The sequence below is a fragment of the Burkholderia sp. B21-005 genome, from assembly GCF_020843965.1.
In the GTDB taxonomy this organism is placed as follows: Bacteria; Pseudomonadota; Gammaproteobacteria; order Burkholderiales; family Burkholderiaceae; genus Burkholderia; species Burkholderia ambifaria.
In genome coordinates, this window is the sequence record NZ_CP086303.1 from 939,678 (window position 1) to 952,395 (window position 12,718).

The 12,718-nt window shown below is 65.3% G+C and carries 13 protein-coding genes; 11 read left to right on the plus strand and 2 right to left on the minus strand.

Annotated elements, in window-relative coordinates; genetic code table 11:
- The first annotated feature begins 43 nt into the window (after positions 1-43).
- The 9 genes from LMA02_RS34725 to LMA02_RS34765 all read left to right on the plus strand — a co-directional run bounded on the left by LMA02_RS34725 (position 44) and on the right by LMA02_RS34765 (position 8,125).
- Positions 44-904 (plus strand): alpha/beta fold hydrolase, encoded by an 861-nt coding sequence (locus LMA02_RS34725; protein WP_228910376.1) that lies wholly within the window; start codon positions 44-46, stop codon positions 902-904.
- Positions 901-2,418, plus strand: a complete 1,518-nt coding sequence (locus LMA02_RS34730) for an amino acid adenylation domain-containing protein (protein WP_228910377.1) — start codon at positions 901-903, stop codon at positions 2,416-2,418. The genes LMA02_RS34725 and LMA02_RS34730 overlap by 4 nt, the downstream gene beginning before the upstream one ends.
- 16 nt (positions 2,419-2,434) lie before the next feature.
- Positions 2,435-2,683 carry an acyl carrier protein gene (locus LMA02_RS34735; RefSeq protein ID WP_105784895.1) on the plus strand — a complete coding sequence of 83 codons (249 nt, stop codon included), beginning with the start codon at positions 2,435-2,437 and terminating at the stop codon, positions 2,681-2,683.
- Positions 2,684-2,761: 78 nt separating this feature from the next.
- The gene (locus LMA02_RS34740) at positions 2,762-3,688 is read left to right on the plus strand and encodes a chlorinating enzyme (RefSeq protein WP_228910378.1); all 927 of its coding nucleotides are present in this window, start codon (positions 2,762-2,764) and stop codon (positions 3,686-3,688) included.
- 18 nt (positions 3,689-3,706) lie between these two features.
- Complete coding sequence (locus LMA02_RS34745; RefSeq protein ID WP_228910379.1) at positions 3,707-4,027, plus strand: acyl carrier protein; 321 nt, start codon at positions 3,707-3,709, stop codon at positions 4,025-4,027.
- Positions 4,028-4,074: 47 nt separating this feature from the next.
- Complete coding sequence (locus tag LMA02_RS34750) at positions 4,075-4,896, plus strand: hypothetical protein (RefSeq protein ID WP_228910380.1); 822 nt, start codon at positions 4,075-4,077, stop codon at positions 4,894-4,896.
- On the plus strand, positions 4,896-5,945 hold the full coding sequence (locus tag LMA02_RS34755; RefSeq protein WP_228910381.1) for a succinylglutamate desuccinylase/aspartoacylase domain-containing protein: 1,050 nt from the start codon (positions 4,896-4,898) through the stop codon (positions 5,943-5,945). Before LMA02_RS34750 ends, LMA02_RS34755 begins: the two co-directional genes overlap by 1 nt.
- Positions 5,946-5,969: 24 nt before the next feature.
- Positions 5,970-6,791: a hypothetical protein gene (locus LMA02_RS34760; protein WP_228910382.1), complete on the plus strand. Its 822-nt coding sequence runs from the start codon at positions 5,970-5,972 to the stop codon at positions 6,789-6,791.
- 131 nt (positions 6,792-6,922) lie between these two features.
- On the plus strand, positions 6,923-8,125 hold the full coding sequence (locus LMA02_RS34765; RefSeq protein ID WP_228910383.1) for a PLP-dependent aminotransferase family protein: 1,203 nt from the start codon (positions 6,923-6,925) through the stop codon (positions 8,123-8,125).
- Positions 8,126-8,193: 68 nt separating this feature from the next.
- On the opposite strand, the gene LMA02_RS34770 is transcribed toward LMA02_RS34765, so the two are convergent.
- On the minus strand, positions 8,194-9,438 hold the full coding sequence (locus LMA02_RS34770) for a cation:proton antiporter (protein WP_228910384.1): 1,245 nt from the start codon (positions 9,436-9,438) through the stop codon (positions 8,194-8,196).
- 211 nt (positions 9,439-9,649) lie between these two features.
- A complete protein-coding gene (locus LMA02_RS34775; RefSeq protein ID WP_228910962.1) occupies positions 9,650-10,492 on the minus strand; it encodes a LysR family transcriptional regulator in 843 nt (280 codons plus the stop codon).
- 220 nt (positions 10,493-10,712) lie between these two features.
- Here LMA02_RS34775 and LMA02_RS34780 point away from each other — a divergent pair, with 220 nt between their 5' ends.
- Entirely contained in the window at positions 10,713-11,312 is a 600-nt protein-coding gene (locus LMA02_RS34780) for a LysE family translocator (protein ID WP_006756557.1), read from the plus strand.
- Positions 11,313-11,896: 584 nt separating this feature from the next.
- The gene (locus tag LMA02_RS34785) at positions 11,897-12,583 is read left to right on the plus strand and encodes an autoinducer binding domain-containing protein (RefSeq protein ID WP_228910385.1); all 687 of its coding nucleotides are present in this window, start codon (positions 11,897-11,899) and stop codon (positions 12,581-12,583) included.
- Positions 12,584-12,718: the final 135 nt, after the last annotated feature.

A 12,718-nucleotide genomic window follows, 5' to 3' on the forward strand; every position in this document is an offset into this window, starting at 1 on the left:
GCGCGACGCGGCGACGCCCTTCCTTCCCTACGATATTCGCCCCATGCAGCGAGAGACCATTCCGGCCTTCGACGGTCGGCCCCTGCGAGTGTTTCATACGGAGCGCTCGACCGGCCGACGCAACCTGATGCTCGTTTTGCCGTTCGGCGTGCGTCATGCGATGGTCGAACGACTGTGCAACGCGCTCGAGCCGCACTTCAATGTGATCACGTGGGAATCGCGGTTCGTGCTCGACCTGCAGGATGATGCGACCGACGACGCATTCGACGTCGAATACCACGTGCGCGATCTCGTGACGGTCGCCGCGCATGCGAACGACTGCGTCGGTCACGACGGCCCGATCGATGTGATCGGTTATTGCTCCGGCGCCGGCGTCGGCCTGCTCGCCGCCGCCCGCTACCCCGACAGCGTCCGCCGGCTCGCGCTGGTGTGCGGCGAATTCATGCTGAAGCCGTCGGTCTGTCCGGCGAGCAGGTTCCAGCGCGAAGTGGACGTGCTCCTTCCGGTCGCGGCGACGAGCAAGGAAATGGCCGGCATGCTGTTCGACAAGATCTCGTCCGGCCGCAGCGCGCCCCAATCCGAATTTCATTCGTTCATCTCGGTGCCGTTCTCGAGCGCGGCGCACCTGCACCGCTACGGACTGAACTACGTCGCATACCGGCGCACCGACTTCCTCGGCGAAGCCGGCACCGTGACGCAGCCCACGCTCGTGATCGCGACGCGAAGTGATCGACAGGTGCTCCCGGAAAGCGCACACATCATCGTGGCGCACCTGCCGGACGCGACCGGCGTGCACGAATTCGACGGCGACCACTACGAGCTGTGTCGCGCGCAGCCGGCCATGACCGACACGCTGCTGCAATTCTTCGGAACGCAAGCCAACCGATCGGAACCTGTTCAATGAACCACTCGACCATCGACGGCCGCTTCGCCGAGCAGGTGCGCCGCACGCCGGAGCGCATCGCACTGGAGGGAACGGCGCACGCGGCGCCGCTCACCTACCGCGAACTCGACCGGTGCGCGAACCGGCTTGCCGCGGTGCTTGCCCGACATGGCGTCACGCAGGGCGCGCCCGTGCTGCTGATGTTGCCGCGCTGCGCGAACGCCGTGATCTCGATGCTGGCGATCGTCAAACTCGGCGCGACCTTCGTCCCGCTCGATCCGAACTACCCCGCTGCGGCCAAGCACGCGTACGCACGTGACGGTGCGGCGCGGCACGCGATCGCGGCCGTCGGCGACGACACGCTGCGCGAGTCGGGACTGTCGGTCATCCACGTCGCCCTCGCGAACGACAGATCGGCCGAGGATGCCGAAGATGCCGACGCTCCGCCGCCCGCCGCCTCGCACGGTGGCGACGCGCCGGCCTACGTGATGTTTACCTCCGGAAGCACCGGCAAGCCGAAAGGCGTCGTGGTGCCGCATCGCGGCGTCGTGCGGCTCGTCGATCGGCCGAACTACATCGCGATCCAGCCGGACGATGCCTTCCTGCTGCTGTCCCCGATCACCTTCGATGCGTCGACGTTCGAGATCTGGGGCGCCTTGCTGAACGGCGCGCGCCTCGTGGTGTACGACGGCGCCATCTTCGATCCCAATGCCGTTTCGCAGCTGATTCGCGAACAGCGCGTGAGCGTGATGTGGCTGACCGCCGCGCTGTTTCATCTCGTCGTGCGCCGCTATCCGGCCATGCTGACCGGCGTGCGTGTGCTGCTGGCGGGCGGCGACGTGCTGCATCCGGACGCGGTCAATGCCGCGCTCGATGCGTTCCCCGGCATCACCGTCGTCAACGGGTACGGCCCGACCGAAAACACGACGTTTACGTGCTGCCACGTGATGACGCGCGACAACCGGCCTGACGGCATCGTACCGATCGGCTCGCCCGTGACCGGCACGTCGGTGCATGTCGTGCGCGGCGACGGCGATCTCGCGTCCGTTCCCGACGGGCAGGAAGGCGAGCTCTACACCGGCGGCGACGGCGTCGCGCTCGGCTATCTGAACCAACCCGACGCGACCCGCGCGGCCTTCGTGCCGGATCCGTCCGGGCCCGGCCGGCTCTACCGCACCGGCGACATCGTCCGGCGCCGTGCGGACGGCACGCTCGAATTCGTCGGTCGGCGCGACCGGCTCACGAAGATCCGCGGCTACCGCGTCAGCCTCGACGAGGTGCAGCAACTCGTTGCGCGCTTGCCGTGCGTCGAGGAATGCGTCGTCCAGGTTCGCGAAGACCCGAACGGCGAAAAGTCACTGGTCGCCACGGTCCAGACCAACGAACAGCGCGACAACATGCCTGCGTTCATTCGCGGCGAACTGCGCAAGCTGGTGCCTGGTTTCATGATTCCCGACGCCATCGCCGTGTGCGCCGAACTACCCGTCAACGCGAACGGCAAGGTCGATCGGGTTCGACTCGCAAGTCCCATCTGAAAATCCGGAGAACGTAATGACTGAAAAAACTGTTGCCATCCCCGACATGATCGCCTCGACCTGCCGGGACACGCTCGGCTTCGCCGACCTGCGCGGCGACGAGGATTTCTTCGACCGGGGCGCCAGCTCGCTGACGATCGTCGAACTGCAGATTCAGGTCGAAACCCGGCTGCAGGTGCGGGTGCCGACCAGCAAGCTGATGGCTGCGCCCACGATCGACGGCTGGGCCGGCATCTACGAAGCAGCGGCCGCCGAACTCGCGTAAGCGCGTGCGTCATTTCCCGAACACCGCTTCGTCCCTTCGAAGCGGATGCATTTAATCGATTCGACCAGGAGCACCTCCATGCAGAACTTTCGACTGACGCCCGAGGAAATCGCCACTTTCCGCGCGCAAGGCTATATCGGCCCGTTCACGCTGTATTCGCCCGAGGAAGCGCGCGAGCGCTACAAGACGATCCGCGCGCAGCTGTTCGATCGTGAATACGCGGTCTACGACCTGCCGCCGACGAGCCCGATCGCCAATTACGATCGCCACCTCGACGTCAATCTGCTGAGCGAGCATATCGGCCGGCAGGAAATCGTCCAGCGGCTCAACTCGATTCTCGGGCCCGACGTCATCTGCTGGCGTTCGGAGATGTTCCCGAAGTATCCGGGCGACGAAGGGACCGACTGGCATCAGGCCGACACGTTCGCGCATGCGTCGGGCCAGCCGCAGATCGTGTGGCCGGGCGACCAGCGGTTCGGCGGCGCGATCACGGTATGGACGGCGCTGACCGACGCGACCGAGCAAAACGGCTGTCTGCGGTTCGTGCCGGGCACGCATGAAGAGATGTTCTACGACGAGTCGCGGAAGATGCAATTCGATCCGTCCAACATCAATGCCCTCGAGAAGGACGGCATCAAGCGCGGCTTCTTCGGCTACGACTATCGCAGCCTGCAGAAGGATCCGGACTGGAAACCGGACGAGAGCAAGGCCGTGTCGATCGTGATGAAACCCGGCCAGTTCGTGATCTTCTGGTCGACGCTGATGCACTCGTCGTTTCCGAACGCCACGGTCGACCAGACCCGGCTCGGCTACGCGAGCCGCTACGTGCCGGCCGCGGTCAAGGTCTATCCGGACACCGACACCGTCGACGAATACGGCAGCAAGATCTCGCTCGACAAGTTCGGCGTCGTGCTCGTCTCCGGCGAGGATCGATTCGGGCATAACCGCCGCGTCGAGCGCAACGCACGCGGCGTCAGCTTCGCGCAGCAACCGTCCTACGCCTGACCGACCGCACCCGCGGCCATGAAACCGGCGAACGGCGCGGCGCGCCGTTCGTCATTCGACCGGTGCCAACCCATGATCCAGCCTATCGAGATACCTCATGTCCGGCGCGTCGACCACGTCGTCGCGTCCGTCGTGGCGAGCGTCCTCGGCCGCGACGCCGTGACGCCCGACGACGACTTCTTCACGATCGGCGGCTCGTCGATTTCCGCCGCGCTGGTGAGCACCCAGCTCGAGCGGCAGCTCGGCCACGACGTGCCGGTGCGCCTGCTGTTCGAATATCCGTGTCTTCGCGTCTTCAGCGAAAAACTGCTCGAATCCATGAGTGTGGCCGCACGGTAGTCCCGAGATCACTGTCCTGAATCGCCTTCTCCTCGGAGGAATTCGCTTTGAACAAGCACTATCGCGCCGAAATCTACGATTTCGACAAGCAGGTCGAGCGCGCGGATCTCACGCTCGCCGATGCCGCATTGCTGATTCGCGATCGCAAGGCCGCCGCCGTCCTTGTCGATCTGGTCGACCCGAGCACGCTCGACCGATGGTGGGACGATCCGGCCTTCCCGCCGGTCACGCAGCACCAGAGCTTCGCCGGCGCCGGCAAGTCGGGGCTCGCGATCGGGCCGACCCAGCGGCTGGTGAAAGAGCAGCTGATCCCCGGTCTGATCGACTACTTCTCCTATGCAGGCCGCACGAATGCGGCGCTGCGCGACACGGAATTCGTCAAACTGTGCGCCCGCGAACTCGGCGCGGGTTCGGTTCGGGTCGGCGACTGGGGCGAACTTCCGCTCGTGTCCAAACGCGAATACCAGCCGGTGCCCAACGGGCTCTACAGCGTCCCGCCGCATTGCGACGCGATCCACTTCGGCCGCGAACCGCTGAACTGGCCGATCAAGGACGGCTACGACGAAGGCTACGATCAGATCTCGCTCTTCCTGTCGGTCCAGGACGCGGAAAACAGCGCCGGCCTCGTCATGTGGGACTACCGGCCCGCGACGCGCGCCGAGCTCGACGAACTGATGAGCGAATTCGCGCAAACCCGGCGCATCAACCGGCTGGACCGCGTGCGCAGCGTCACCATCAACGGGCGGCCCGGGCAACTGAACATTCTCAACACGCGCGTCATGCACGCTGTCGAGCAATGCACGACCGTGCGCCGCACGCTCGGATCGTTCCTGGTCTGGCATGACGGTCAATGGCGGATGTTTCACTGATGACAGCCATCGCTTCAACGGCGGGCGGCGATCCCGCGCGCAGTCGGCTCGACGCGGAGATCGCGGTGTTCGAACGGTTCGCCGCGTCGAGCACGATCGGTCGCGCCCGCGTCGAGCGGGTCGAGCGTTTCGGCTTCGTGATCCATCCGCCCCACGCGAACGCGGCACACGAGCCGCGATTCGACCTGTTGTTCATCGCGCTGACGCACGGCAACGAATACGCCGGACTCCCCGTGCTCAATGCGCTTTGCCGCTACGTGGAGGCCGGCGTGCTGGCGCCGTCGGTGTCGATCGGCTTTCTGCTGGGCAACGTCGAGGCCGCACGGCGCGGCACGCGCTTCGTCGAACGCGACTTGAACCGCACGTTCGGTCGCGCCGGGCGCGACACGGCCGACGACCGGCGCGCGCGCGAGATGGAGCCGGTGATGAGGCGCGCCCGCTTCTGCGTCGACCTGCATCAGACGATCGAGCCGTCGGAAGCGCCGTTCTTCGTCTTCAACTACCACCCGACGAGCCTGCAACTGGCGCACGCGATCGCACCGGACACGCCCGTCGTCACGCATTGGGGCAGGCCCTTTTCCACCGCGTCCGCAGGCGGCTGCACGTCGGACGAATTCATCCAGCAGGGCGACGGCGTTGCGCTGAGCATCGAGCTTGGCCAGAAGGGCTTCGGCCTCTATCAGATCGCGGCGGGTGTGCGCGTGTGCCTGGACGCGATCACCACCGTCAGCGCGGTCGTCGACGGCGCTTCGCTGCCGCCCGTCGACGCGTGCGCGAATCCGATCTATACGTGGGCGCACATCGTCCCCTATCCGGACGGCGAGGTCAGGCTCGACGCGGGCTTGCGAAATTTCCAGCCGATCCGGGCCGGGGATCGGCTCGGCATGCGAGACGGCGCGCCGCTCGTCGCCGGCACGAGCGGCCTGCTGCTGTTTCCGAAATACCGGCGATCCGAATCCGAGCCGAAGCCCGCGGAGCTTTACCGTCTATTGAGGCAACCGGCATTGTCCGAACTGGGCAAGGGCGACTGCCTTATGCCGCAATCCTAATCATTCCGCATACGTGGAGGCATCATGCAGCATACCTACCCAGCTCAACTGATGCGCTTCGGCATCCCGGCGCGCGCCGAGCGCATGACCATCGCCGCGGCGGTTCACGCGCTCGATGCGGACGAGGCCGATGCCATCGTCATGGACATCGTGCCCGACGGCGAGCGCGACGCGTGGTGGGACGACGAGGGCTTCTCGAGCTCGCCGTTTACGAAAAACGCCCACCACGCGGGTATCGTCGCCACCTCGGTGACGCTCGGCCAGCTCCAGCGCGAACAGGGGGACAAGCTCGTTTCGAAGGCGGCGGAGTACTTCGGGATCGCCTGTCGCGTCAATGACGGCCTGCGTACGACCCGATTCGTTCGCCTGTTTTCGGATGCGCTGGACGCGAGGCCGCTGACGATCGGGCACGACTACGAAGTCGAGTTCCTGCTGGCGACGCGACGCGTCTACGAACCATTCGAGGCCCCGTTCAACTTCGCGCCGCACTGCGACGACGTGAGCTACGGGCGCGACACCGTGAACTGGCCGCTGAAGCGATCGTTTCCACGGCAGCTCGGCGGGTTCCTGACCATTCAGGGCGCCGACAACGACGCAGGCATGGTGATGTGGGACAACCGACCGGAATCCCGCGCCGCCCTCGACCAGATGCATGCCGAATATCGTGAAACCGGTGCGATCGCCGCGCTCGAACGGGCCGCGAAGATCATGCTGAAGCCGCAGCCCGGTCAATTGACGCTGTTCCAGAGCAAGAACCTGCATGCGATCGAGCGCTGTACGTCGACGCGACGCACGATGGGCCTGTTCCTGATCCACCAGGAAGACGGCTGGCGCATGTTCGATTGAGCGACGGCAATCGTGCTTCGTGCGCGATTCGCTCGACACGCTTCCCATCCGCCGGCCGGTTCGACGAACCTGCCGGCCTTTTTCACTTCCGGCGGCCGTGAGCGCCGGCATCTTCGACAACAGGCACCTCCATGAACGACATCGTGCTGGCCATGCGCGCGCGTGGCATCAAGTCCTCCGCAGTGCGCGAGCTGCTGGAGTTCAGCAAGAATCCGGACGTGATCTCGCTGGCCGGCGGCATCCCCGCTTCCGACCTGTTCGACATGGACGGCATCGACGACGCACTCGGCGCCATCCTGCGCGACGAGCACCGCGACCTCTTCCAGTACGGCCTCACCGAAGGCGAAGCGGGCTTGCGCCAACAGATCGGCAACTGGGCCGGCACGCTCGGCATACCGGCTTCGCCGGAATCGATGCTGATCACGTCCGGATCGCAGCAGGGGCTCGATCTCGTCGCGCGCGTGCTGTTCGACCAGGGCGACCGCGTACTCGTCGAACGGCCGACCTATGTCGCCGCACTGCAGGTATTCCAGTTCATCGGCGCCCGGATCGACGGCATCGACGGCGGCCCGGACGGGCTCGATCTCGATCAGGTCGAACGCGAACTGAGGCGCGGCGGCGTCAAGGCGATCTACCTGACGCCGAATTTCGCGAATCCGACCGGCTACACGATGCCGCTCGCGCAGCGTGTCCGCCTGATCGAACTCGCGCAGCGTCACGGTTGCGCGATCATCGAGGACGACCCCTACGGCCAGTTGCGCTTCAGCGGCGAAGCGATCCCGAGCCTGCTGTCAATCGCTTCGCAGCAACCGGGCGGCAACCGCACCGTGTGCTACCTGTCCACCTTGTCGAAGGTCTTCTCGCCCGGCGTGCGCGTCGGATGGATCGTGCCGCCCTCGGCGCTTCGTCCGCCGATGGCGGTCGCCAAGCAGGCATTCGATCTGCACACGTCGACGCTGACGCAGAACATCGTCGCGCGTTATCTCGCGTCGGGCCGCCTGGCGTCCCGCATCGAGGTGCTGCGGACCGCCTACCGCACGCGACGCGATGCGCTGACGAAGGCATTGCGCGACGCATTCGGCAACGACCTGTCGTTCAACGAACCCGAAGGCGGGATGTTCCTGTGGTGCCGCTTCGCGCGGCAAGTTCCGGCGGAAAAGGTGCTCGAAGCGGCCATCCGCGAAAAGGTCGTGTTCGTGCCCGGCAACGCATTCTATGCATCCGATCCGGAACGCGACACGCTGCGCGTGTCGTATTCGATGCTGGGAGAACAGAGTGCCGAAGAGGCCGCACGCCGGTTGAAGCGTGCGTGGGACGCCGTCGTTCGCGGTTGACGCAGTCGACGCTGTCGCGGCGTGGCGCGGCGCGCATCCGGATACGCTTCACGGTGCGCGCCGCCCCGTCACTCGCCGACGATCTGCATCGCCGGGGCCGAACGCGAATGCGCGCGCAGCGTGAGCCGCACGAGCGGCGCGGTCAGCGCCGTCGTCACCAGCGCGAATATGACGAGGATCGTATAAACGCGGGTCGGAAGAATCTGCATCTGCAGCCCGATCGACAGCACGATCAGTTCCATCAATCCGCGCGTATTCATCAACGAGCCGACCAGCATCGCATCGCGCGGCGCAAGCCCCGTCACACGCGCACCGACGTAGCTGCCGCCGAACTTGCCCGCGAACCCGCCGGCGAGAAACACGCCGAACCACAACCATGAAGACGCATCGTCGATCATCCCGATCGACGCGTGCAACCCGGCGTACGCGAAGAACACCGGCATCAGCACGAGCTTCACGAAGCCCTCCACATTCTCGCGCCACTCCACGTCCAGCCCCGGCACGCGACGCACGAACAGCGCCGCCGACAGCGCCCCGAATGCGCTATGGAAACCAATCAGCGACGTTGCGACCGCCGACGCCAGCACGAAGCAGAACAACACCGCCAGCCGGTCGCGCGTCGCGTGCGCCGTTTGCGCCAACCGCATGAGCAGCGGGCGAACGACGAAGCGCGCAAGCAACGCACTCAGCGCCAGAAACACGAGCAAGCTGGCGAGCATGCGCGCGAAGGCCCAGCCGGGCCCGTTCGACAGCGACGCGATCGTCGCCAGCAACATCCAGCCGAGCGCATCCGTCAGCATCGCCGCGGACATCGCGTGCCGCGCGCCGCTCATCGCGCCGAGCCTCAGATCGTCGACGATGCGCGCCATGACCGGCACGGCCGACACCGCGAGCGCGACACCGCAGAAGAGCACGTACGGCAGCCACGGTGCATCGATCGCAAGCGTGTCCTTCGACACGATCGCGATGACCATGCCGATCGCGGCCGGTATGCACAAGCCACCGATCGCGACGGCGACGGGCACGCGCCACCGGCCGCCGCGCAACGTGACGCCGAATTCCATGTGCAGCCCGAGCTGGAACATCAGCAACACCAGGCCGATCTCACCGACCTGCGCCATCGCCGACGGCGCGTGCGCGCCGAACAGCACATCGTAGAAATCCGGTGCGATCGCGCCGAACAGCGAAGGGCCGAGCAGGAGCCCGGCCGCGATTTCACCGACGACCGCACATTGGCCGAGCCGCTCGGCAAGACGGCCGCAGACGTTGCAGCACGCGATCACGAGCATGAGTTGCAGCAACCAGATAGTCATGGAATGCCTCGGGAAAAATCGACTGGCGGAAACGGGGAAGCGGCGCAAGGCCGAAGTGTGGTCGAACGCGGTCGCAATGCGTGCAGTACGCACGCGTCGCGATGCCGTCAACCGAATCTCGGCATCGATCCTATAGGGCGGCTACGCGCAGCGATACTGGAAGGACCTACAGGCGGGCGGCGTCCGGCGACGGCCACATCCGAACGCGCGCTCAGGCCGCGCGATCGGCCGCACCGGACAACCTGCCGTCGCCAACGGACGGCGCGTCGAGAAAACCGTTTCGAATGAAGTTCGCCATTTCCTCGACCAGCGGCGTCGTGCCGGATGGCGGCAGATGCAAGGTCACGGCGAAATCCGGCAACGTGGGCAAACCCTGCGCCGGTCGCAGCATCTGCAGATCGGAGGGGACCGTCGACGCGAGCCATGCGGTCACCGCCATGTCCATCCGGACGGTTGCCTTCGTCGCCTCGATGTCGCCGTTTTCGAACACCGTCCGCCACGCGATCTCGTGCTGCGTCAACGCGTCGAACAATGCCGGGCGGAACACGCACGCGTCGCTGACGATCGACACCGCCAGCGGCCGCTTCACGTGCGCGCTGCCTCCGACCGCGCCGACCCACGCGAGCGGCTCGATGCGCAGGCACTCCCCGCCCGGCTCGCTCGCCGGCTGCTCGATCACCGCGATATCGACTCTTCCATCGAGCAGCGCGGCCGACAGTTCGACCGACGCAAGGTTGACGAGCACGATCTCGACGTGCGGATAGTGGTGAGCAAACGCCTTGAAAATGCCGGCGAGATAGGTGCCGACCAGATCGGACGGCGCCCCGACGCGCAGCACGCCGGCAAATACCGGCTCGCTCATGTCGTCCCAGATGCGGTCGTTGAGCCGCACGAGCTGCTCCGCCCGCTCGAGCAGACGTTCGCCCGCGGCAGTGAGTTTCAGTCGCCCCTGCGACCGATCGAACAGCCGCTGGCCAAAGCACTCCTCGAGCCGCTTGATCTGCTGGCTGATGGCACCCTGGGTCAGATGCAGCGCGTGCGCCGCCGCCGTCATGGTCGAACGACGCGAAACGGTGACAAAGGTGCGCAACAGACTCGTATCGAGATTGCGGGGCATGGGGGCAAATAGAGTATTAGCAACGCTAATAGGCTCATTATAAACATTCCATACCCTAGCTTGCGAAAGACTTTTAGAGTTTGTCAGGCACCCGATCCCATTCGCGCCAAGACGGATTCCAAAGCCGCCGCAGCTCTTCATACGAGGTTGTCCAACCATGTCCCAGACGCTGTTCTCCCTGATCGTGTTCGTCATCGTCGCCACCATCACGCCGGGCGGCGCGACCACGCTCGCGACGGCGTCGGGCACGCAGTTCGGGTTCAGGCGCAGCGTGCCGCTGCTCGGCGGCATCGCGCTCGGCCTCGCATCGCTCGCGGCCATCGCGGCGGCCGGGCTGGCCGGGCTGCTGCACGCGGTGCCGGCGCTGCAACTGATCATGAAAGTGCTGGGCTCCGCCTATCTTCTGTGGCTCGCGTGGAAAATCGCGTCGAGCGGCGCCCCCAAGAATCACGTGAATGCATCGCAAACGCCGACCAGCTTCATCGGTGGTGCGCTGCTGCTGTGGCTCAATCCGAAAGGATGGACGATGGCGCTCGGCGCGGCCGCGTCGTTCGCGGCGCTGACGCCCGACCCGATGCACCTCGCCGTGATACTCGGTATTGCATTCGGCATCGCAGCGATCTTCTCCCTCGTGCTGTGGTGTACGGCCGGCGTGCTGCTCGGCCGCACGCTGCGGACCGACCGTCATTGGCGCATCGCAAACGTTACGCTGGGACTCCTGCTCGCGCTTTCGATCGTGCCAATCTGGATTGACTGATCGTGCAGGCATGCCGTACCGCATGAAAGAGGCGACGTGCGCGCAGCACACGAGATGCGCGTAGCCAACAAGAACAAACGGCGATTCGTCGTACCGCGCCGTCGACAACGCTCGACTACACCACGATCGAGCGCTTCGCTGGAGATTCGATTCGACGCTTGACGGATCGTCTGCCGGCCGGACGCCGGTGGGGTCGTCGCCCTGCCTCGACGACGCAACCGGGTCTGCATGACGCACGTGCGAAGCATCCGTGCGTGCAGCCGGCGAAAGCATTCTTGAAGCACTTCAGGCGCCGGGGTCAGCGCGCTTTCCAAAACAACAAACACAACAGCATCCGGTCGGAACCGGGTGCATCACGTCGGTGGCACTCGAAGGGCTTCACGCTTCTTCCCCGACTGATTCAGCCAGTCGATATCGACACGCCGCGGAAACCTCCTAGATCACTGTGTTGCGCGAGGGCTCGAGCTTCCCGGCTCCATGCGCAGCGAACATGTCGTCCGCGCACGCGGCCTGGTCATCGACCGCGTGCGTTTGACACTACACGCTATTTGGAGATTGTTGTGGATGCATGGAGAGAAGACGTCATGACGACGTTGTCGCGCGCGCTGAGCTTCGACGATGTATTCGAAATCGTTGCCGCCCAGGCACGCGCGCTCGATTTTGAAATGTGCGCCTATGGCGCACGCGACCCCTTACCCGTGACCCGGCCCACGTTCCGTACACGCAATACCTATCCCGAATCCTGGCAACAGCGCTACCTCGAGGGAAATTATTTCGCACGCGACCCCGTCGTCCGTTACGGGCTGATCTATACGTCACCCCTTGTATGGCCCGTCGACGCACGTGCCGATGAACCATTCTGGGAAGAAGCGAAGGCGCATGGTGTTGCGCACGGCTGGTCCCAGCCCATCCGCGACAAACACGGGCGCATCGCGATGTGGAGCGTCGCGCGCAGCGCGGACCCCATTTCGGATCTGGAACTTGCCGCCACGGAAAGCCGGCTGATCTATCTGGCGCACGCCGCTCACGCGGTGAATTCGCGCCTGGTTGACGCGCCCGCGGCCGCGATGCAAATGGGCCCGTTCACCACGCGCGAAAAGGAAGTACTGAAATGGGCCGCTGACGGGAAGACCGCACTGGAAATCGCTTCCATTCTTTCGATATCGGAGCGAACCATCACCTTCCACATGCAGAACATCATGGAGAAACTCAACTCGGTCAACAAGACACAAGCCATCGTCAAGGCCGTGTTGCTCGGCATCATCTACTAATTACCGGCGGCGCGATTCGGCCTCCCGTATCGGTTGCCGTCACAACGGCATGCGTGCCTGAAGCGCGTGCATGCACGCTGCAGGTCCAGCCGCATGCGGAACCCGTCCGCCGCCCCGGTGTCCGGCCTCATGCCG